Below are 22,412 nucleotides of genomic sequence, written 5' to 3' on the forward strand. Positions count from 1 at the left end.
ACCACATGACTGACAACGCCAAGCAAGACACCGCACCGGTGCTCGATATCCGTGGGCTCAGCATCCGCCTGCCGGAGGGCGGCGACCGCGCACTGGCCGTCACCGAAGCCTCGCTGACGCTGCACGCTGGCCAGACCCTGTGCGTGGTCGGCGAATCCGGCTCGGGCAAGTCGATGATCGCCAATGCCGTGATGGGGCTGCTGCCGCGCCCGCACGTCGAACCCGTGGCCGGCGAAATCCTGCTCGATGGGCAGAACCTGCTCACGCTCGGCGAGCCGGAACTGCGTCGCCTGCGCGGCCAGCAGATCGCCATGATCTTTCAGGAGCCGATGACAGCGCTGAATCCGGTCATGCGCATCGGCGAGCAACTGGCCGAAGTGTTCGACGCGCACCTGAACCTCGGTGCAGCGGAAAAGCGCCAGCGTATCGTGGCCGCGCTGGCCGACGTGGGCCTGCCCGAACCGGAACTGATCTACGACAGCTTTCCGTTCCGCCTGTCTGGCGGGCAGCGACAGCGCGTGATGATCGCCTGCGCGATGATCCTGCAACCCAGGTTGCTGATTGCCGACGAACCCACCACGGCATTGGACGTGACCACGCAGGCGCAGATCCTGGCGCTGATTCGCGACCTGCAGCGCAAGCGTGGCATGGCGGTGCTGTTTATCACGCATGACTTCGGCGTCGTCTCCGAGATTGCCGATCAGGTGGTGGTGATGCAAACCGGTCAGGTGGTGGAAGCCGGGCCGGCTGCCAGCGTGCTCGGCGCGCCGCAGCATCCCTACACGCGCAAGCTGCTGGCTGCCATCCCCGGCGGCGAGATTCGTCAACCGCAGGCCGATGCCGCCAATGCCGAATACCATCGCGTGCTCCAGGTGCAGGATCTGTGCAAGACCTACCGCACCGGCGGCAGCCTGTTCCGGCGCGGGCGCGAAGTACCAGCCGCGCGCAACATCAATCTCGAACTGATGCGCGGCCAGACGCTGGGACTGGTCGGCGAATCGGGTTCGGGCAAGTCGACGCTGGGCCGCTGCATCACGGGCCTGGCCCCATTCGACAGCGGGCGCATCGTGTTCAACGGCCGCAACCTGCCGCAGGGCGGCAGCCTGATGCAACGCTCCGGCGGCAAGATCCAAATGGTGTTCCAGGATCCGTATGCATCGCTGAATCCGCGTCACCGCATCGGCGCAGCCATTGCCTCCGGGCCGATTGCCCAGGGCGTGCCACGGGCCGAGGCCATGGCGCGAACGCTTTCGCTGCTGGCACTGGTTGGACTGGGACCGGAGGCAGCCGAACGGTATCCGCATGAGTTCTCGGGTGGCCAGCGCCAGCGCATCGGCATTGCCCGCGCGCTGGCCATGCAACCGGAGCTGCTGGTGGCAGACGAACCCGTCTCCGCCCTGGACGTGTCGGTGCAGGCGCAGGTGCTGGAATTGTTCGCCACGGTGCGCGAGGAGTTCAAGCTGGCGATGGTCTTCATCACTCACGACCTGCGCGTGGCCGCACAGATGTGTGACCAGATCGCGGTCATGCAACGTGGCGAAGTGGTGGAATATGGCGACACGGCACGTGTCCTCGGCGATCCACAACACGCTTACACACGCAAGCTGATCGACGCCATTCCAAAACTGTCGCGCGAAGCGCAGCCTGCGCAAACCGCACCGGATGCGGCTCATCAAGCCGAGCGTCATGGTGCGGTGTGGGCACCCGGCGCCGAGGCATACGCACCGCCCGCGCCAGCGATGGCGGCCCGCGCGGGAGGCTACGCATGAGCGCCCTTCCCGCCGTGACCGCATCGGAGAAGCGCCGGTGCGTGGCGCTGTTGAGCAGTGTGCTGGACATGTCGTACCTGGCGTCCGCCTTCCGTCAGGTCATGCCCGACGTGGACCTGCGCTTCGGTGCAGACCTCGGCGCGCTTGACGACGTGGACGCCGCCGTGTGCTGGTATCCCCCGCCACATGTACTGGCCAGCATGCCCCATCTCAAGCTCGTACAGTCGCTGGGGGCCGGCATCGATCATTTCCACACGGACCCGCATCTGCCGCAAACACCCGCGCTGTGCCGCATCGTGGACACCGACATGGCCGGCACCATGACCGCCTACGTGACATGGGCAGTCATCCACCGGCAACGGTCCATGGGCCACTATCTGGAAAGCGCAGCCGCCTCGCAGTGGCAAGAGCAGCCCATCGTGCCACCAGGTCGCCATTGCGTAGGCATTGCGGGGCTCGGCACGCTAGGCGTGGCGTGCGCCCAGGCATTGCGCGGCATCGGCTATCGCGTACGCGGCTGGAGCCGCTCCGCCAAGGCCGACCTGCCCGAGGGCGTTGAATCGTTCCACGGCCCCGAAGGGCTCGACGCCTTCCTGCAGGGTTGCGACACGCTCGTGTGCCTGCTGCCCCTGACGCCGCAGACGCAAGGCTTCCTGAATGCCGACCTGTTTCGACGCTTGCCAAAAGGCGCCCACCTCATCAACGTTGGGCGCGGCAGCCATCTGGTAGAGGCCGATCTGTTGCGCGCGCTGGAAGACGGCACGCTCAGTGCCGCCACGCTCGACGCGTTCGCCCAGGAGCCGTTGCCATCCGGCCATCCCTTCTGGCACCACCCGCGCATTGTCGTCACGCCGCATATCGCGGCGCGCACCGAAGCCATTGCGATTGCGCGGCAAACGCGTGACAACCTTGACGCGCTGGAACGCGGCGAACATCCCGCCGCCGTCGTCAACCCCAAACTTGGATATTGAGCCCCCACCCAACATGAACGCTGCCCTGCCTCCGCACATCGAACCCGGCGACCTGCCCACCGACCTGGCCAGCGAGGATATCGCGGCGCATCTGCATCCATTCACGAACCTGGCTGCGCACCCGGATGTGGGTCCGCTCGTCATCACGCGGGGTGACGGCATCCACGTCGAGGATGACCAGGGCCGCCGCTATGTCGAGGCCATGTCGGGCCTGTGGTGCGCATCGCTCGGTTTCAGCCATGCGCGCGTGATCGAAGCCGGTGTGGCCGCCCTGCGCGAACTGCCGTACTACCACACGTTCAATCATCGCTCGAACCCCAACGTTATCCGCCTGGCGGAGAAACTGCTGTCGCTGGCACCGGTGCCGATGTCGAAGGTGTTCTTCGCCAACTCCGGCTCCGAAGCCAACGACACCGCCGTGAAGCTGGTCTGGTATTACCACAATGCCATCGGCCAGCCGCTCAAGAAGAAGATCATCGCCCGCAGCAATGCCTACCACGGTGTGACGGTGGCCGCCGCCAGCCTGAGCGGTCTGTCCAGCAACCATCGGGACTTCGATCTGCCGATCGACCGCATCCTGCGCACCGCATGCCCGCACCACTATCGCGGTGCGCAGCCCGGGGAAAGCGAGCGCGATTATTCGCGCCGCCTGGCGCGCGAGCTCGAAGCGCAGATCGTGTCCGAGGGCCCGGAGACCGTCGCGGCGTTCATTGCGGAGCCTGTCATGGGCGCTGGGGGCGTCATCGTGCCACCCGAAGGCTACTTCGAGGAGATTCAGGCGGTGCTGCGACGGCACGATGTGCTGCTGATCGCCGACGAAGTGATCTGCGGCTTCTGCCGTACGGGCGAGATGTTCGGCTCCACGACATTTGGCATGCAGCCGGATATCCTGACCACGGCGAAGGCGCTTTCGTCCGGTTACATGCCGATCTCCGCAGTGATGGTATCGGAGACGATCCACGCCGCGATCGCTGCCAACAGCGGCAAGATCGGCACGTTCGGACATGGCTTCACTTACTCCGGGCATCCCGTGACCGCTGCCGTGGCATTGGAAACGCTACGCGTGTATGAGGACGACCGGATACTGGCACACGTGCAGGCCATTGCGCCGCATTTCCAGCAACGGCTGCGCGCGTTTGCCGGTCATCGCCATGTGGGCGAAGTGCGTGGCGTGGGGCTGCTGGGTGCAGTGGAACTGGCGCGCGAACCGGCCGAGCGCCAGTCGTTCGACCCGGCCTTCAAGGCGGGGCCGCGTGTGGCGCAGCTCGCACAACAGCACGGCCTGATCGTGCGTGCGATGGGCGACACGCTGGCGTTCTGCCCGCCCCTGATCATCACGCCGTCCCAGATCGATGACCTGTTCGAGCGGTTCGACCGCGCCATGGCCGACTTTACGCGCGAGATGGATGCATGAGCCAGTCGCCGGCTTCCGCCATCGCACTCACGCAAGCCGTCAACACCCGCCGGCAGGGCGTGGCGCTGTTCTTCTGCGCGCTGGTGTGCTTTGCGTGCTACGACGCGTTCTGCAAATGGATGCTGCAGGACGTGCCCGCGCCGCTGATGAACCTGACGCGCTATATCAGCGTCAGCACGATCGCCATGCTGTGGCTGCTGCAGGCCGGCGAGCTTCGCATATGGCGCACGCCATGCAAGGGGCGACTTCTGGTTCGCGGACTTGCGCTCGGCATTGTGGCGACGTGCTTCATGGCGGCGCTGGTGACGATGCCGCTGGCCGAAGCCACTGCGATCTACTTCACGGCGCCGCTGATGATGGTGGCATTGTCACCAGCGCTGCTCGGCGAGGCCGTGGGGCGCACGCAGTGGTGCGCGGTGCTGGCGGGCTTTGCCGGCATGCTCCTGATTGTGCGGCCTGGCGGCAACCTGCCGCTGGTGGGCACCGTGCTGATGGTGATCTCGGCGGTCTGCTACGCCCTGTTCCAGTTGCTGACGCGCCAGCTGGCGGGCAAGGTCTCAGGCGCGGTGATGTACGGCTGGACGGCACTGGTGTGTCTGTTGCTTACGGGCATTCCGGCGTTACTGATGCTGCCGCAAACGTTGCCGCCGTGGCCCACGCTGCTGTTGATATTGGCGGGCGGCGCTTGCAGCGGCGTGGCGCAACTGTTGCTATTGGCGGCATTCCGGCGTGTCACCGCGTCCACGCTGGCGCCACTAAACTATTTCCAGCTGCTGCTGGCAGTGCTGATCAGCACTTTTGTGTTCCACAGGCCGCCCGACGGTATCGCCCTGGCCGGCATCGGCATGATCATGCTCTCCGGCGGCTACCTGGCCCTGCGCAGCCAGCCGGCACCCCTTTCGAGGAAATCTCATGTCTAGCCTTTCCAACGCCATGTCTTCCAGTTCTCCGTTTGCGTCCATCGAGGCCGTCGACCTGGTTGCGGCCGTCGAGGCGCAGCTGACACAAGCGATTATCGAAGGCCGCCTGCCTCCAGGCAGCCGCATCGTCGAGGCCGACATCGCGCGGCGCATGAACGTAAGCCGCGCGCCCGTGCGCGAAGCCGCGCGACGCCTTGAGCGTCAGGGCGTGCTGGTGGCAAAGCCGCGCCACGGCTTTGCCGTACGCACCGTAACCGTCCGGGAAATCGACGATCTGTTCCAGGTACGGCTGAACATGGAGCTGATGGCCGCGTCACTGGCCTGCAAACAGGCCTCCGATGCGGGCCTGGACCAGCTGATCGCGATGGTCGACGACATGGTGCGCGACGCCGAATCGCTGCCGCAGATCGAGCGCGTAGCGCGCGACCTCGCGTTTCATACGGCCATCTGCGAGCTGTCCGGCAACGCGTACCTGCACCGGGTGTTCTCCCAGATGCTGACGGAGATCCGCATGGTCGTGGCAGTGATCGATAGCGTCTATCACGATCCCCGCGCGGTGGCCGAAACGCACCGGCCGATTGCCGTGGCGCTGCGCACCCGGGATGTCGACGCCGCCACCGCCGCCCTGCGATTTCATATCGAGGACGGCTGGAAGCACGTCCGCAATGTTTTCATGACCAAGCATGGTGCCAACCAGGCGCCCACCATGGAGTCTGTCCTGTGAAAGTCGTCTACAGCAACGAGCACATCGATCACGACCCCCGCGCGTTCATCGTGCGCGGCCGCATGAAGCGCAGCAACGAGCAGCCCGAGCGCGCCGAGCGGCTGCTGGCCGCCGTGCGGGCGGACGGCTACGACGTCATTGCGCCCGATGACCACGGCCCCGGCCCCCGTGCGGCCATCCACACGCCTGAGTATCTGCGCTTCCTGGAAACCGTTTACGACCGCTGGCAGTTGCTGCCCGACGCTTCCGAGGAGGTGCTGCCCAACATTCATCCGTTCCCGGGACAGCCCTGCACCTATCCCGATAGCGTGGTGGGCCAGGCTGGCTATCACATGGGCGACGCTGCGTGCTCGATTGGCCCGCACACGTGGCGGGCAGCGGTGGGCGCCGCGAACTCGGCCGTGCATGCTGCCGAACTGGTGTTGGGCGGCGAACGTGCCGCGTACGCGTTGTGCCGCCCGCCCGGCCATCATGCTTACGTGGATCGCGCCAATGGCTTCTGTTACCTCAACAACAGCGCGATTGCGGCACAGCACTTGCGGCGCGCGCATGACCGCGTGGCGATCCTCGATATCGACATGCACCACGGCAACGGCACCCAGGGCATCTTCTACCACCGCAGCGACGTGCTGACTATTTCACTGCACGGGGATCCGCATCTTTTCACGCCTTTCTTCACTGGGCATGCGCACGAGCGCGGCGATGGCGAAGGGCTGGGCTACAACATCAACGTCCCGCTTGCCAAGGGCACGGGCGATGAAGCCTACCTGGCGGCGCTGGCACGTGTGATGGACACTCTGCGCGCCTACGCGCCCGGTGCGCTGGTCGTCGCGCTCGGGCTGGACGCCCATGAACGCGACCCGTATCAGGCACTGGCGGTCACCACGCCGGGCTTTGCGCGCATTACCGCCGCCATCGCCAGGCTCGGACTTCCCACCGTCCTTGTGCAGGAAGGCGGTTATCTGTCCGAGGATCTCGGGCCAAACCTGTCCAGCGCGCTGCGCGGCTTCGTGAGTGCGGCATGAGCGCGGTCATCATGGCGCCCGCCGAGGGCGGTCACGCAAAAGCCCCGGCATCCGCGGTGCTGAATGCAACGTCGCCCGCCGCGCCGCTGGAATGGGCACACGCGTTGCTGGCGCGTCATTGGGGCATGTCGGGAGAATTGCGCGCACTGACAGGCGAACGCGACCGCAACTTCCTGCTGGCGCCGGGCGGCGGTGCGGCGCAGCCACGCTACATGCTCAAGATCTCCCACCCGGCCGAGGCCCCGCTCGTGGCGGACTTCCAGACGCAAGCACTGCTGCATATCGCGCGCAGCGACCCCACCCTTCCGGTGCAGCGCATCCTGCCGACGACCGTTGGCGAGGCTTCGGTGCTGGCCCAGGCCCCCGATGGCAGCATGCGAGTGACACGTCTGTTCAGCTATCTGGAAGGCGAGCCGCTGCCCAAGGCCCGACGCTCTGCCGCGCAGGCCAAGGCATTGGCGACCATGCTGGCGCGGCTGGATCTGGCGCTGCGCGATTTCCGTCATCCGGCCGGCGCGCTGGAATTGCCGTGGGACATCCAGCGTGCTGAAAGCATCGCCCCGCTGCTGGACAGCATCGTCGATCCGGCGCGGCACGCGCTGGCACAGCGGGCACTGGACCGATTCGTCACGCATGTGAAGCCCCGGCTGCATGCCTTGCGCACACAGCCCGTCCACAACGACTTCAACATCTTCAACCTGCTGGTGGATGCCCACGATCACGATCGCATCGCAGGCATTCTCGATTTTGGCGACATGGTGCACGCGCCGCTGATCAACGATCTTGCCGTAGCTGCGGCCTATCAGGTGGATGCCGATGGCGACACGCTCGATGCGCTGTCGCAATTTGTGGCCGCCTATCACGCAGTGTTGCCACTGGAACCACAGGAAGTGGAACTGCTGTTCGACCTGATACAGGCGCGCCTGTTGATGGTGGTGGCCATCAGCGGCTGGCGCGCGGCGCGCGAACCGGCCAATGCCGACTACCTGCTGCGCAACAACGCCATCTCGTGGGCACGGCTGGCCGCCTGCGATGCCATTGATCGCCAACACGCCATTGCGGCGCTCTTCGCGCAACTGTGCGCCTGACCCGAGGACTCCCGCATGTCCAACGATTCCCGCAACGAGACCCTGCAGGCGCGTCGAGCGCGACTGCTCGGCCCAGCCTATCGGCTTTTCTACGAAGAACCGCTGCATATCGTACGCGGTGAAGGGGCATGGCTGCATGACGCCGACGGGCGTCGCTATCTCGACGCCTACAACAACGTGGCCGCCGTAGGTCATTGCCATCCTCACGTGGTGGAGGCGATTGCGCGCCAGGCTGCTGTCCTCAATACGCATACGCGCTACCTGCACGGGGCCGTGCTCGACTACGCGGAGCGGCTGCTGGCCACGATGCCCGCCGATCTCGGGCACGCCATGTTCACCTGCACCGGCAGCGAAGCCAATGACCTGGCCATGCGCATTGCGCGCGCGTGCACCGGGAATGACGGACTCATCGTGACGCGCTTTGCCTATCATGGCGTGACCGAATCGATTGCGGTGGCATCGCCGTCGCTGGGTCAGTACATCACGCTCGGCCAGCATGTGCGTACCGTGCCGGCGCCCGACAGCTATCGCGTGGCACCCGACCAGCTCGGCTTGGCATTTGCAGACGGCGTGCGCGCCGCGATCGACGACTTGCGTGCGCACGGCATGCGTCCGGCGGCCTTGCTGGTCGACACCGTATTCTCCAGCGACGGCATCTACACCGATCCACCCGGGTTCCTGCGCGATGCAGTGGATGCCGTACGTGCGGCAGGAGGTCTGTTCATTGCCGACGAGGTGCAGCCCGGACTGGGTCGTACCGGCGATGCGTTCTGGGGATTCCAGCGGCACGGCGTGGTGCCTGACATCGTGACAATGGGCAAGCCCATGGGTAACGGTCATCCACTGGCCGGTCTGGCCGTGCGCCCCGATGTGCTGGCGCCGTTTGCACGCCAATGCCGCTACTTCAACACGTTCGGCGGCAATCCGGTATCCGTAGCGGCTGGCATGGCCGTGCTCGACGTCATCGAACGGGAGCAGCTCGGCGCCAACGTGCGCAAGGTGGGCGAACATCTGCGCATGCGTCTGCGTGAGCTTGCCGCGCGTCACGTGTGCATCGGCGACGTACGCGGTGCGGGCCTGTTCGTAGGTGTCGAGCTGGTGGACGATACGCGGAAGACGCCGGCTACGGCGCTTGCGCAGCGTGTGGTCAATACCATGCGGCGCGAAGGCGTGCTGCTGAACGCCACCGGCCCGCATGCCAACATCCTCAAGATCCGCCCGCCAATGGTCTTCAGCGAGGCGCAGGCCGACCTGCTGGCCGATACGCTGCGCAACGCGCTGGAAGTCGCAACCGCCACCACGCCCGGCTGAACGGACCGCACCGGCTCAGACGGCCTCACGCACGGCCTGACCGTACCAATGGACGTAGCGGGCGATGCCGTGCTCCAGATCGATCGATGGCGTCCAGCCAATACCGAGGGCGCGGCTGGTATCGGCCTGCAGGCTGGGTGGATCGCCGGGGCGGGCGCGCTGCGAGAAGCGCGGCACCGCGTTCACGCCGAGTTCGCGATACAGCAGGTGCAGCACGTCTCGCACCGTAGTGGGCACGCCACTGGCGCCGTTGAAGATCGGACATTCGGGTTCGGCATAAGGCGCCACGGCGGCCAGCAGGCGCGCGGCATCCTCCGCGTGCATCCAGTCGCGGCACTCGCCACCGGTGCCGCCGTAGACGTGATCCCCTCGCTCGATCTTCTGGCATGCGTCCCACAACAGCTGCTTGCGCAGGCCTTCGCCATAGATCGAGAAAAGCCGAACGATGGCGACCGACAAACCAAAATGGCGCGCATATGACAGGCAGAGCTGTTCGGCCATGAGCTTGTGCGTGCCATAGGGCGAACCGGGTGCGTGGATCGATACCGGCATGTCTTCATCCACCTGGTCGCCGGCGGCGTTGCCGTACACGGCCGCACTGGAGGGGTAGACGACTACGCACCCGGGACAACGCTGGCGCACGAATTCCAGTACCGCCGCCGTGGAATGCACCGTGTCGCGCAGGTCGCCCGCAGGGCCGCTGAACGACTGCGGCACCGAGCCGCTGCCCGCGCAATGCACGATCAGGTCGGGGCGCGCACCCAGCGACGTCAGCGTCTCAATGTTCACCTCGCCGGCGTGCCACGCCACATTGGACGGCAATGGCTCGGCAACGGCTGCCGCGTCGCGACCCAACCCGATGACGTCCCATCCTGCGCGCACGTAATGCCGCAGCACGAAACCACCAAGGAAACCGCGCGCGCCCGTCACCAGCACCATGTTTCTTGCCATTGTCGTCAACCGGATCAGGGTGGATACCGGCCAACGACCGATATGTATCAGGGGTCATGCATTCATAAGGTGACCTACATGTAGCACGACACGAGCTTTGGACTCTACGCACCCCGACACTACGGTTATGTGGGATATCCCACATAACATGCACTTTGGATCTTGTCCGTGGCCGGATTCATCCATCTGCAGGATGGCTTCCGCAGAGGCTTGCCCTGCACGCGCTTCAATGTTGCCGATCGCTGCAATAGAACCCGAAGGCCAACGAACTCCTCGGTGTTTTCCCTTCCCCCATGCACGTTTCTGCATCGCCTTTGGCCCCCTTTTGGTACTTCGCGCACTGAAGAAGTGCCCCGACAAAGAGAGCTTCGACGTTGGCGCATTTGGGATCATCAGCTGTCGCATCCTGGTTTGGGCCGCGCCATAGCCATACATAGACTCTGAATCTGGCGCGTCGATCCTGCAGCGCCCACTCCCGGAATTGAGCGGTGAAAGCCCGGAATAACCAGAATCTTCCAGCGCAAGTTTCCGTGGATCCCACATGCGTTTATTCATGACAAAACGCCGTGGTTGGGGTCGATGTCTATTTGGATATGTACGGCGAATTAGGGGAGACATGAAAACCAAGGAATACGAAGATCTGGATGGTCTCGCCCTGGCAGAATTGCTAGCGCGCGGCGATGTGACTTCTGCCGAGTTGATGGACTGCGCTATCGACTTGGCCGAGCAGCGCAACCCGGCTCTTAACGTCATTACGTATCCTCGTTATGAGGAGTCGCGCAGGATCGCTTCCGAATGGTCGCCGCGTGGACCGTTTCATGGCATTCCGTTCCTGCTGAAGGACTCCGGATTCGCCCACAGGCGCTTCCCGTCGAGCATTGGATCGCACCTCTTTAACGACACCACATATCAATTCGACGCAACGGTCGCGGGCCGATTCGAAGCGGCCGGCCTGATCCCGTTTGCGCGGACCACCGTTCCAGAGCTTTGCATGGCCGGGACGACTGAAGCATTGCGCAACGGTGGGCCAACCTTGAATCCCTGGGATACGACGCGCTCTGCAGGTGGCTCAAGCGGCGGTGCGGCCGCGGCTGTGGCCGCCCGCATCGTTCCGGTAGCGCATGGAAGCGATGGCGGGGGATCAATTCGCATTCCCGCCGCCTGCTGTGGTGTATTCGGATTGAAACCGTCGCGCGGCCGCGTACCCATGGGGCCGGCGCGTGGCGAGGGTTGGGCCGGCATGTCAACCGATGGCGTGCTGAGCATTACCGTGCGCGACTCCGCCGCAGCCCTTGACATGATTAGCGACTACGAGGCCGGCGCACCTTATGCCGCTCCGCCCAAACCACGTTCCTTCCTGGACGCAGTACGCGACCAGGAAGTTCGACCGCTTCGCGTTGGCATTCTGCGCACAGGCTGGAACGATATTGGCATTGCGCCCGAGTGCGATGCCGCCGTCAGTTTCACCGCATCTCTGATTGAAGAGCTGGGGCACGACGTATTCGAAGCCCGGCTGCCGGCCATCGACTATGACGGCTTTGTTCACGCACACGGAAGCATCCTCGCCAGCAACATCGTGGTCGCCGTGGAAACCCGACTCAAGGCCCTCGGTCGCACCTTGCAACAGGGTGATCTGGAGTCGGTGATTCTGGACGGCTACCACGTTGGCAAGGAACTGGATGCCGCGTCGTACATCGATTCCGTAACGCGCCTGCATGCGGTGGGTCGAGCCTTCGCCGCCGCGATGGCCGGTCTTGATGTGCTGCTGACACCCACCCTCGCCCAGCTTCCCTGCAAGCTCGACTACCTTTCGCTGAATACCTCTGACAACCTGGACTTCCGCACCTACCGGAAGCGCGCATCCACATATTCGACCTTCCTTCCGGTGGTCAACGGCGCTGGCCTGCCTGCAGCAAGCTTGCCGCTCTCGTGGACGCCCGATGGTCTACCGGTTGCCACGCAATTGATTGGCCATTTCGGGCGCGAAGACACTCTTTTCGAGCTTTCGGCGCAACTCGAGCGCCTGGCTCCCTGGGCCGCGCGAAAGCCCATGTTCACTTGATCGTCGCCAATGGCGACGGTCTTACTCTTCTATCCGCGTTAGTCGCGCTTTCATCTGGAAGGTCCTGGTATGAGCAAAGCACTGTTCGGGCTCGCGCGCATTGTCGCGCCGGCCGCAATCGCCCCTGTCATCCTGTCTGCAGCCGCGCTCACTGGCGTGCTCGCTCCAATGACCTGCGCGCTGGCCGAGACGACCGCAAAAGTTGTGATGCAGGCGCCCTTGCGCGTCGTAGACCCCATTCTTACGAACGCCTACGTTACCCGCAACCATGGATACATGGTCTTCGATACGCTATTTGCGATGGATGCAAGCGGAAAACCGCAGCCGGAGATGGTAGAGAGTTGGAAAGAGACACCTGACAAGCTCACCGTCACGCTGACGCTGCGTAAGGGTCTGAAGTTCCACGACGGCACGCCTGTCACCGGCGAAGACGTCATCGCCTCGCTCAAGCGTTGGGCCGAGCGCGATGCTCTGGGCCAGCGCCTGATGATGGCTACCGCGAAGCTGGAAAGCCCCGATGCTTCGACTGTCGTATTCCGACTGAAAAAGCCTTTCGGGGTGTTGCTTGAGGCATTGGCAAAGCCGGGCTCGCCGGTGCCGTTCATCATGCCCAAGCGCATTGCCTCCACACCGGCCTCCCAGCCTATTGCCGAAGTCATTGGCTCTGGACCGTACAAGTTCGTCGCCGCAAGCTTCCAGCCCGGCGTCAAGGCCGCATACGTAAAGTTCACCGATTACGTGCCGCGCAAGGAGCCTGCCAGCGGGTTCGCGGGCGGAAAGGTCGCGCTAGTTGACCGCATCGAGGTGGTCAACATCTCGGACGCACAAACCGCCGTCAATGCGCTAAGCCGTGGAGAAATCGACTTCGTCGAGGATGTGCCGCCGGATCTGATCCCGCAACTCGAAGGTGTGAAAGCCGTCGCGCTCAAGCCGTATGGCAAGAGCACGAACATGTTCACGCTTCGCATGAACTGGCTCCAACCGCCGTTCAACAACGTCAAGGTACGCCGTGCGGCGCTCGCTGCCTTGTACCAGGTCGACTATCTGGATGCCCAGATCGGTGACAACCGGATGTATCAGGTTTGTGGTGCGGTCTTGAGCTGCATGTCGCCGTATGCATCCGAGGAAGGCGCCACCCAGACAAGGAAGCCGGACCTGGCACGTGCCAAGGCGCTTCTCAAGGAAAGCGGCTATGACGGCAGCAAGGTGGTGATTCTCCATCCGACGGACCTTCCCATTCTCGCCAGTCAGGCATCCGTGACCGCGCAGGCTTTGAAGACGATTGGGATGAACGTTGAGATTCAATCGATGGACTGGGCCACCCTGCTTTCGCGCTACTCGAAAAAGGACAGCGTGGCACAAGGCGGCTGGAGCATCTTTCAAACCGGTTTCAGCAGCCTTGACCTGATGAATCCCATCACGAATCCGAACCTGGACGGTCGCGGCGAAGCGGGCTACATCGGATGGTCGAAGAGCGAGGAAATGGAAAAGCTTCGAGACCAGTTTTCGGACGAAGTCGATGCCGGCAAGAAGAAGCAGATTGCTCTGGCCATCCAGAAACTCAGCTACGACCAGGTCTTCTTCATCCCGCTAGGCGCCTATTCGAAGGCCAAGGGGTACAACGTAGCAAAGCTGGGCAGCATGACAGACGCCCAGATTCCCCTTTTCTGGTCTGGAAAGAGGTAAAGGGACCGTCGTTTGGCCGCGGGCTTCAAAGTTGAAAGGAGAGAGGCGAACCCATGTTAGAACTTGTTCTTAAACGCCTACTGGCAGCAATTCCAGTCATGCTGATCGTCGCCACGGTGGTGTTCCTTCTGCTGCGGCTCGCTCCAGGCGATCCAGCACGAGTCATTGCCGGAGATATGGCGAGCGAGGAAGCCATCGCGCAGATCCGGTCAGATATGGGTCTTGACCAGTCTATCGGTACCCAATACGTGCGCTGGATGGCTGCGCTCGTGCAGGGCGATCTCGGCCATTCCATCCAGTCCAGGCAAAGCGTAACGTCGCTTATCAAGGCACGACTCGGCCCGACTTTCTCGCTGGCAGCATGGGCCATCCTGCTAACCATTGCGGCAGCTATCCCGCTTGGCGTACTGGCGGCGTGGCGGCATCGTGGCGTCGCTGATCGGGGCATCATGGCCGGCGCGGTGCTTGCGTTCTCCGTGCCAGCTTTCGTCGTCGGGTACTTGCTGATTCTGGTGTTCGCCGTGAAGCTGAACTGGCTGCCAGTGCAAGGGTACTCGCCCTTGGAGGACGGCGTTGGAGAATATGCCTCTCACCTGGTGCTCCCCACGGTTACGCTGGCGATGGTCTTCGTGGCCCTGATTACCCGAATCACCCGAGCGAGCATGCTGGATGTACTTGGTGAGGACTTCGTGCGGACGGCGCGCGCCAAGGGCGTAGCCGAACGCGTCGTGCTGTTCCGCCATGCCCTGCGAAATGCCGCCATTCCCATCGTGACGATCGTGGGCGTGGCCCTCACCACACTAATCAGCGGCGTCGTCGTCACAGAGACCATCTTCAACATCGCCGGTGTTGGCCGCCTGATTGTCGACTCGGTTCTGGCCCGTGACTACCCCGTAGTACAAGGAACGATCCTCTTCTTCTCGTTCATCTATGTCTTCATCAACTTGATGATCGACATGGCCTACGTCATTCTCGATCCGCGGATCCGGTATTGAAATACGCACGCCCCGGAGATATCTGATGTCATCGCCTTCCGTATCCCATACTTCAGTCGGCTTGCCGCCTTCCCGGCTGCGCCAGGCTGCTACCGCCGTGCTCAAAGATCCGGTGATGCTCGGCTCGCTATTGCTGCTGCTCCTGCTCATCGCAATCACGGTCGGTGCGCCACTGCTGGCCCAGCACGACCCGGGTGCGATCACACCGCGTGCCCGACTGAAACCCTCATCCGAGGTCTATTGGCTAGGCACCGACTCGCTTGGCCGAGACCTGCTTGCACGCGTGCTCTATGGCGGCCGCCTCTCGATCACGCTAGCCGCACTGGTTAGCGCCATCTCAGTGGCAGCGGGCCTGCTCGTCGGACTAACCGCTGGTTACGTTCGCCGCCTGGATGCCCCGGTCATGCGTCTCATGGACGGCATTATGGCGATTCCAGGACTGTTGCTGGCAGTGGCGATGGTCGCGTTGGGTGGGGCGAACATCGTGACGATGGTCACCGCCATCTCCATCCCCGAGATTCCGCGCATCGCTCGTCTCGTTCGCAGCGTAGTGCTCTCGGTACGTGAAGAGCCTTACGTGGAGGCATCGGTCGGCTCAGGCACACCCGCGTTAAGCGTCTTGTGGCGGCACATCATGCCAAGCACCATCAACCCGCTAGTAATCCAGGCAACGTTCGTCTGCGCTGCGGCCATTCTGACCGAAGCCGTGCTTGGCTTTCTTGGCCTCGGTTTCCCCCCCGAAATTCCTAGCTTGGGCAGCATCATCGCCGAGGGACGGCCGTTCTTCCAGCGCGCGCCGTGGATCGTGCTCTACCCGGGCGTGTTCCTCGCCCTGCTGATCCTCGCCGTCAATATGTTTGGCGACGCACTGCGCGACCGCCTCGATCCACGTCTGTCACGCAAGTCGAAGGGCTGAAGCCATGAACGAAGCATTCCGTTCCCAGTCTGTGGTAGAAAACGCTTCGGTCAGTGTTCCGGCCGCACCGATTCTCGACATCCGCAACCTCAAGGTTCGCCTCCCAGGTGGTGGCGATCGCCGGTATGCGGTGGACGACATCTCGCTCACAGTGCACGCCCGTGAGATTGTATGCATCGTGGGCGAATCCGGCTCGGGAAAATCGGTGACATCCAGCGCCGTCATGGGCCTTTTGCCCAAGGGGGTACTCACGTTGGAAAGCGGCCGGATTCTATTGGGCGGCCGCGATATCACTGACGCCGGACTGGATGAGTTGCAGCGGCTGCGCGGTGATCGCATGGCCATGATTTTCCAGGAACCGATGACCGCGCTCAATCCATTGATGCGCGTAGGTGACCAGATCGCCGAGGTGTTCGAGTTTCACGCGAAGGGTCTAAACCGCGATGCCGTGGCTAGCCGTGTACTGGAGCTGCTCACTGATGTCCGGCTTCCCTCCCCAGAAAAGCTCCAGCATGCCTATCCGCACCAGTTATCAGGCGGCCAGCGCCAACGCGTGATGATTGCGATGGCCCTGGCCATGGAGCCGGGACTAATTATTGCTGACGAGCCCACGACAGCGCTTGACGTCACGTCTCAGGCCCAGGTGCTACGCCTGCTCAACGACCTCCGTGGCCGCCACGATAACGGCGTACTTTTCATTACTCACGACTTTGATGTTGTCGCGGAGATAGCCGACCGCGTCGTAGTGATGCAATCCGGGCGGATCGTCGAACAGGGTACGGCTGCCGACGTGCTAAATCGTCCGCGTCATCCTTATACCCAACGCCTGCTCGATGCTCGTCCACGTGGCGACTTTCGTGCTTTGGCACTTAAGCCGAGCAACGCACCTATCCTCGAGGTGCAAGATCTGACATTGCGTTTCGAAACGAAGTCCATGTTCAAATCGAAGCGACGAAGCGTCGATGCGCTTGGCGGGGTTTCATTGAAATTGGCACGCGGCGAGACGCTCGGCATCGTCGGAGAATCCGGTTCGGGAAAAACCACGCTGGGACGTTGCCTGACGCGCTTCGCCACGCCCACCTCGGGCGCAATCCTGATCGACGGCCAACCAGTCTCCGCGCTACAGGCGGAGGATGCGCGCAGCTATTGCAAGCGCGTGCAAATGGTGTTCCAGGACCCTTTCCGCTCCTTCAATCCGCGTCGAACCGTGGGACGTACCCTCTCAGAAGGACCGATGAACTTTGGTGCCGATGCCCGGGTCGTTCATGAGCGCATGCTCAAGATGCTTGACCTTGTGAGCATGGACCCCAGCGCCCTGGATCGCTTTCCGCACGAGTTTTCCGGCGGTCAGCGGCAGCGGTTGTCCATTGCACGCGCGCTGATGATGGAGCCTGAGATCCTCATAGCCGACGAAGCCGTTTCTGCGCTGGATGTCTCCGTGCAGGCACAGATACTGGATCTGTTCGAATCGATACGCGAGCGCCTGGGAGTCAGCATGATCTTCATCACACATGACCTTCGGGTCGCTGCGCGACTATGCCACCGGATCGCGGTAATGCAGCGCGGCAAGGTGGTTGAAATCGGGACGGCCCCGGACGTGTTCTTGCGCCCTTCAAGTGACTACACTCGCAATCTCGTCGCGTCGATTCCAGGCCAGTCTGCAACAGGAGATGGCGGCGCTGCCAAGTCCTCCTTTGAAACTGAGCCACAGGTCGCGTAACCGCATCCAATCAATGAGCGAGTCTTCGCTTTGGCTGATACGACGTCCTGGTCAAGGCGTCCAACCTGTCGGGGGCGAAGGTCGCACAACGAAGTCGCTGAAGGGCGCGCGTTGCAGTTCGCAGTTAATGCGGAAGACGGGGAGCTTCGACTTCGAGCGCACCCTTGCATGCCGGCGTCCGCCAGGCTGAGGGCGGCCGCTTCGCGTCCGTCATTGACACGCCCGCAAGGCAGAGCCAGGCATCTCAGGAATTGGGGGGAAATGTGAGCCTGCGAATCGAGTTCGGCATACTCACAAGCTGGCGCGGCTAATCCTGGCCGCGCCAACTTGCATTACTGGCGGAATGAACTGTCGATACCGTCAAGGAGGCGAAGTAGCGCCGGCCAATCGTACAGCTCGCTGCCATCCGGCGTCTTGAATTGCCGAGCCACCTTTGCAGCAACGTCGGGCGAACATTCAAGGACCTCTGCACCGCCGGCTTGCGCCGCGATCTGTGCTTGGCAAGCACGCTCCAGGTAATACATCGCGTCGAAGGCTTCGCGAACCGTATGACCGGCCGTCAGCAATCCGTGATTCCGCAGAATCATCGTGTTGTGCTGCCCCAGATCGCGGACCAGTCTGGGCTGCTCGTCTTCATCCAGCGCGACACCCTCGTAGTCATGATATGCGACGCCATCGTAGAAGCGCATGGCATGCTGAGACAGCATCAATAGTCCTCGCTTCTGCGCAGCCACACCGATTCCCGCCGCCGTATGCGTGTGAATGACGCAGTTCAACTCCGGCCTGGCATGGTGAATGCAACTGTGGATGATGAAGCCGGCACGGTTGACGCCCATGCCAGTTTGGTCGTCCAGAACGTTCCCATCATGGTCGACCTTCACGAGGCTCGACGCCGTGATCTCGTGAAACATGAGTCCATAAGGATTGATAAGAAACGTATCCTTGGCGTCTGGCACACGCGCGGAAATGTGCGTGTAGATAAGATCGGTCATCCGGTAGTGGGCGAGCAGGCGATAGCAGGCGGCCAGCGCCACGCGTTGATTCCACTCCTGGTCGCTAACACTCTTCTCTACATGCGGATAGATGTGCGCCTCGTTCACCGGCACTCCCTTGATATCTACGGCCAATCGCTTTGGCCCTCTGCGTTACTGGATAGAGATACCCACCGATTTGACCAGACGCTCTGTCTTGCCTGCATCCGAGCGAATCAGATTGGAAAATTCCTGGGCATCAGCGTAGGTCACTTCAGTTCCCGTCTCGGTCATGCGTTTCCTTAGATCCGGATCCGCAAGGCTCTTTGCCAGTGTATTGCGCAGCTTTTCCTGAATGTCCTTCGGCGTCGCCTTGAGAACGGTCAGGCCGTACCATGGGTACATCTCATAGTTCGGGTATCCCTGCTCGGCAATGGTGGGCACCGAAGGAAGAACACCCGAACGTTTGGACGTGGTCACGGCAAGCACTCGCATCTTGCCGGTCTTGATATGAGGCAAGCTCGATACGATCGTATCGAAATAGACGGACACGGAACCGCCCAGTAGCGCGGGAATAGCCTCCGAAGCCCCCTTGAAAGGAACATGGACCATATCGATCCCCGCCATCTGCTTTAGCATCTCGGCGGCAAGATGCGAGGTTGTTCCCTGGCCAAACGACGCATAGTTCAACTTGCCTGGGTTGGCCTTCGCATACGCTACCAATTCGGCCAACGTTTTCACGGGCAAGGATGGATTGACAACCAGCACCAGGGGCTGAACGCCGATCAGCCCCAGCGGTTCGAAGCTCTCCGGGTTATAGGGCAGTTTTGTATACAGATACTTGTTGCTGACAAGCGTGCTGTTCGTCCCAAGAAAGACGGTATAGCCATCAGCCGGGGAACTTGCTGCGTTCTGCGCGCCAATGATTCCTCCGGCGCCGGGGCGGTTTTCCACCACCACGGAACCGTGCAGTTCCGCACCCATCTTCTCACCCAGAAAACGCGCAATACTATCGGTGCCGCCGCCCGCTGGAAACGAGACAACGAGGCGAATCGGGCGAGTCGGCCAATTCTCCGTAGGTTGCGCATGGACATTGGGAGCAAGCGCCAAAAGTAGAGCGCCGAGGAGGGAGATTGATTTGATCAGGCTTCGGGTCATACAAAACACCATTGGTTTTAGACTCGGTAACAGCTTGACTAGGGCACTCGTGCTCCCGTCAGAACGCCTCGCTGCCCCATCTCGACATCCAGCACATAGCTGGATCACCGCGGCTCCCCCGGTGAATCGGACCGACGCACCCAGGAAACGACACAGTCACCTCAATCAGCAACTTACATGCCAATGAAAATTGACATATTAGTTTTCATATTGGCGAACGTACAGTAGGTGTTTTCACTGCAATGATGCGGGCATGCACCAGAGCAGCAACCGGTGCGCCATGGCAGGGCGAACCATGCCAGAGCCATGCCAGAAGTCGCACGAAGGCCTCGACCAGGCGTGACGCCGTGGCAGCGCAAGATAGAAGTCACAAGGGGAAGGTGAGCCAGAGGGCCCGCGCAGCAGTTGCGGGCTGGCTTGGGGAGATTGCGGGGAAGGCTGCCAGGAACGTGGCGCCTTCGCATATCCAATGACGGCTAACAGAGAACCGTCAGTACGACGGTGGAGTGACTACCCAGACTAGCTCAGCATTCGTTGCTCCCGGGTTGCGATACCGGTGCGGCGTACCACTTGGAAAGCTAAAGCTGTCGCCCTCACCCAGAAGGTAATGCTGATCGCCCACCCAGAGTTCCAGTTCCCCCCGGATCAACACGCCTGCCTCATCGCCAGAGTGATGGTAGGCAGCGCCACTGTCAGCGCCCGGCTCCATCACCGACCAAATGAGTTCTAGCGGTCCGCTCAGATTCGGTGACATAAGAAAGTCCGCGATGCCTGAGGCGAAGGTGAGCTGGCGCCGCTGCGGCTTTCGCACAATCACCGTTCGCTCCATCGGATCTACAAACTCCCCCTGGGGGAAGAACCATCCGATCTGAACCCCCAGGACATGCGCGATTCCGTGCATGTCGCTGATGGATGGCACGCTGAGGCCCCGCTCGACCTGACTCAGAAAGCCGATGGATTTGCCGCAGCCTTTCGAAAGCTCCTGCAGGGACATGCCCTTGGCCTTGCGAAGGCTCTTGATTTCCTCGCCAATCCAGCTCAACGGCGGCTCGGGAGCCGGGCTATGTGCCGCACCGGCCGTGCGTATAGCCGGCGCCTTCGATGCGCCGTTTCCAGATTTCGGTTTGGTTTGCGCCGTTGGGGACGGCATCGGGCTTTTCTTGCCCTTTATGTCAACACGTTTCATCGGCCGCAGTTTGATCCATCGAGCGATGGGGTCTTCACAACAGTGAAGTGCAATTCTACCGCACCCCCCTTACGTGTCGCGGCCTGGCGGCCTCTTCTCCTCCGAACCGGGCGCGCCCTTAGTTCATGCATGTGAACATTAGCTTGTATTTTTTCACGTCGGTAGTAGAGTCATGTTGCGCGTTGGCTTCCGAGTCCAAAGCGGACCCCTACCTACCTTTGAAGAATCATGCTGAATAACGTGAATGCCACCGCCCTTGAAACCCGTCGTCGAGCTGCTTGCCCAGTGGGTGTCGCAGTGCAAACCGACCGTTTCGTCCAACGCGCAGAAAACGCCGAAATCTGGGACGTAGATGGTCGTCGTCTCGTCGACTTTGCTGGCGGCATCGCTGTCCTGGCAACCGGCCATCGGCACCCGAAGATCATTGAAGCGGTCAAGCAACAACTTGACCTGTTTCACCACACCTGTTTCCAGGTCACGCCGTACGAAAGCTACGTCACGCTCTGCGAGCGACTCAATGCGCTGACGCCTGGCGCGTTCGACAAGCGCACGGCATTGTTCACCACCGGTGCCGAGGCCGTCGAGAACGCAGTAAAGGTCGCTCGCGCGGCGACGGGGCGGTCCGCAATGATTGCGTTTTCCGGCGCATTTCACGGACGCACGATGATGGGCATGGCGCTGACCGGCAAGGTCAAGCCCTATAAAGCTGGCTTCGGGCCTGTCCCCAGCGAGGTCTGGCACGTGCCTTTTCCGGCCCCGACGCTTGGCGTAACAGTCGAGGACAGCATCAAAGCCCTGGAGCACCTCTTCAAGGCAGACGTTGATCCCCAACGCGTAGCCGGGATCATCATCGAACTGGTGCAGGGTGAGGGTGGATTCTATGTGGCGCCAAAGGAGTTGCTGGTACGACTGCGCAAGATCTGCGACGAACATGGAATTCTGCTGATTATCGACGAAGTCCAGACGGGCTTCGCCCGCACTGGTCGACTGTTTGCGCTTGAGCACTATCCGGTGGAGGCCGATCTCATGACCATGGCCAAGAGCCTGGCGGGTGGCTTTCCTCTTTCGGCGCTGACTGGCCGCGCGGCGTTGATGAACGCTGCGGCGCCGGGCGGCTTGGGCGGTACTTACGCTGGTAGCCCGCTTGCCGTCGCCGCCGCACTGGCCGTCATCGACGTGATTCAGGAAGAGCAGCTTGTGGACCGTGCCCAGGCGCTTGGAGAGACCATGGTGGCACGACTGCAACGCATGCAGAAGACCATTCCCCAGATCCAGGAGATTCGCTCCCTCGGCGCCATGGTCGCCATTGAATTCGCCGATCCCGAAACCGGAGAGCCTGCCGCGGATCTCGTGAAGCGTATCCAGCGGCGTGCTCTCGAGAAAGGCCTGCTTCTGCTGACCTGCGGCGTCAATGGCAACGTTATCCGCTTCCTCTTTCCGCTGACCGTGGCGGACACCCTATTCCAGGAAGGCCTGGCACTCCTGGAAGAATCGATGCACGAGACCTGCCAGGCAGCCTGAACGTCGAGAAGACCCGTACGACCC

General features: G+C 62.3%; 18 protein-coding genes. 14 read left to right on the forward strand and 4 right to left on the reverse strand.

All coding sequences use genetic code 11. The features are described 5' to 3' along the window. The first annotated feature begins 5 nt into the window (after window positions 1-5). Genes ACOABP_RS28160 through ACOABP_RS28195 form a run of 8 tightly spaced genes read left to right on the forward strand, consistent with a single transcriptional unit; the run spans window position 6 to window position 9,222 of the window. A complete protein-coding gene (locus tag ACOABP_RS28160) occupies window positions 6-1,769 on the forward strand; it encodes an ABC transporter ATP-binding protein (RefSeq protein WP_474231028.1) in 1,764 nt (587 codons plus the stop codon). Beyond that, on the forward strand, window positions 1,766-2,740 hold the full coding sequence (locus ACOABP_RS28165; protein ID WP_474231030.1) for a 2-hydroxyacid dehydrogenase: 975 nt from the start codon (window positions 1,766-1,768) through the stop codon (window positions 2,738-2,740). The genes ACOABP_RS28160 and ACOABP_RS28165 overlap by 4 nt, the downstream gene beginning before the upstream one ends. Window positions 2,741-2,753: 13 nt before the next feature. Beyond that, window positions 2,754-4,154 (forward strand): aspartate aminotransferase family protein, encoded by a 1,401-nt coding sequence (locus ACOABP_RS28170; RefSeq protein ID WP_474231031.1) that lies wholly within the window; start codon window positions 2,754-2,756, stop codon window positions 4,152-4,154. Then, window positions 4,151-5,074, forward strand: coding sequence for a DMT family transporter (locus ACOABP_RS28175; RefSeq protein ID WP_474231033.1), 924 nt, complete (start codon window positions 4,151-4,153; stop codon window positions 5,072-5,074). The genes ACOABP_RS28170 and ACOABP_RS28175 overlap by 4 nt, the downstream gene beginning before the upstream one ends. Continuing rightward, the gene (locus ACOABP_RS28180; protein ID WP_474231035.1) at window positions 5,067-5,798 is read left to right on the forward strand and encodes a GntR family transcriptional regulator; all 732 of its coding nucleotides are present in this window, start codon (window positions 5,067-5,069) and stop codon (window positions 5,796-5,798) included. The genes ACOABP_RS28175 and ACOABP_RS28180 overlap by 8 nt, the downstream gene beginning before the upstream one ends. Beyond that, window positions 5,795-6,823: a histone deacetylase family protein gene (locus ACOABP_RS28185; RefSeq protein ID WP_474231037.1), complete on the forward strand. Its 1,029-nt coding sequence runs from the start codon at window positions 5,795-5,797 to the stop codon at window positions 6,821-6,823. The genes ACOABP_RS28180 and ACOABP_RS28185 overlap by 4 nt, the downstream gene beginning before the upstream one ends. Then, window positions 6,820-7,911, forward strand: a complete 1,092-nt coding sequence (locus ACOABP_RS28190) for a phosphotransferase (protein WP_474231038.1) — start codon at window positions 6,820-6,822, stop codon at window positions 7,909-7,911. The genes ACOABP_RS28185 and ACOABP_RS28190 overlap by 4 nt, the downstream gene beginning before the upstream one ends. A 15-nt stretch (window positions 7,912-7,926) precedes the next feature. Beyond that, a complete protein-coding gene (locus ACOABP_RS28195; protein WP_474231039.1) occupies window positions 7,927-9,222 on the forward strand; it encodes an aspartate aminotransferase family protein in 1,296 nt (431 codons plus the stop codon). A gap of 15 nt (window positions 9,223-9,237) precedes the next feature. Here the strand turns inward: ACOABP_RS28195 and ACOABP_RS28200 are convergent, their stop codons facing one another. Further along, window positions 9,238-10,173 (reverse strand): NAD-dependent epimerase/dehydratase family protein, encoded by a 936-nt coding sequence (locus tag ACOABP_RS28200; protein WP_474231041.1) that lies wholly within the window; start codon window positions 10,171-10,173, stop codon window positions 9,238-9,240. A gap of 616 nt (window positions 10,174-10,789) precedes the next feature. Between ACOABP_RS28200 and ACOABP_RS28205 the strand changes: the two genes are divergently transcribed. From ACOABP_RS28205 to ACOABP_RS28225, 5 genes are all read left to right on the forward strand, one after another. After that, entirely contained in the window at window positions 10,790-12,235 is a 1,446-nt protein-coding gene (locus tag ACOABP_RS28205) for an amidase (protein WP_474231042.1), read from the forward strand. 69 nt (window positions 12,236-12,304) lie between these two features. Then, window positions 12,305-13,921 (forward strand): ABC transporter substrate-binding protein, encoded by a 1,617-nt coding sequence (locus ACOABP_RS28210; protein WP_474231044.1) that lies wholly within the window; start codon window positions 12,305-12,307, stop codon window positions 13,919-13,921. 53 nt (window positions 13,922-13,974) lie between these two features. Beyond that, window positions 13,975-14,916, forward strand: coding sequence for an ABC transporter permease (locus ACOABP_RS28215; protein WP_474231045.1), 942 nt, complete (start codon window positions 13,975-13,977; stop codon window positions 14,914-14,916). Window positions 14,917-14,941: 25 nt separating this feature from the next. Beyond that, entirely contained in the window at window positions 14,942-15,832 is an 891-nt protein-coding gene (locus ACOABP_RS28220) for an ABC transporter permease (protein ID WP_474231047.1), read from the forward strand. A 4-nt stretch (window positions 15,833-15,836) separates the two neighbouring features. Continuing rightward, window positions 15,837-17,552, forward strand: coding sequence for an ABC transporter ATP-binding protein (locus tag ACOABP_RS28225; protein WP_474231048.1), 1,716 nt, complete (start codon window positions 15,837-15,839; stop codon window positions 17,550-17,552). Between the two features lie 332 nt (window positions 17,553-17,884). Here the strand turns inward: ACOABP_RS28225 and ACOABP_RS28230 are convergent, their stop codons facing one another. The 3 genes from ACOABP_RS28230 to ACOABP_RS28240 form a co-directional block, all read right to left on the reverse strand. After that, window positions 17,885-18,652: a class II aldolase/adducin family protein gene (locus ACOABP_RS28230; RefSeq protein ID WP_474231049.1), complete on the reverse strand. Its 768-nt coding sequence runs from the start codon at window positions 18,650-18,652 to the stop codon at window positions 17,885-17,887. A 45-nt stretch (window positions 18,653-18,697) separates the two neighbouring features. Then, on the reverse strand, window positions 18,698-19,681 hold the full coding sequence (locus tag ACOABP_RS28235) for a Bug family tripartite tricarboxylate transporter substrate binding protein (protein WP_474231050.1): 984 nt from the start codon (window positions 19,679-19,681) through the stop codon (window positions 18,698-18,700). A 490-nt stretch (window positions 19,682-20,171) separates the two neighbouring features. After that, the gene (locus ACOABP_RS28240; RefSeq protein ID WP_474231051.1) at window positions 20,172-20,867 is read right to left on the reverse strand and encodes a cupin domain-containing protein; all 696 of its coding nucleotides are present in this window, start codon (window positions 20,865-20,867) and stop codon (window positions 20,172-20,174) included. 240 nt (window positions 20,868-21,107) lie between these two features. On the opposite strand from ACOABP_RS28240, the gene gabT reads away from it, so the two are divergent. Then, on the forward strand, window positions 21,108-22,388 hold the full coding sequence (gene gabT, locus ACOABP_RS28245; RefSeq protein ID WP_474231383.1) for a 4-aminobutyrate--2-oxoglutarate transaminase: 1,281 nt from the start codon (window positions 21,108-21,110) through the stop codon (window positions 22,386-22,388). Window positions 22,389-22,412: the final 24 nt, after the last annotated feature.

Source organism: Cupriavidus sp. HE11, assembly GCF_056097175.1.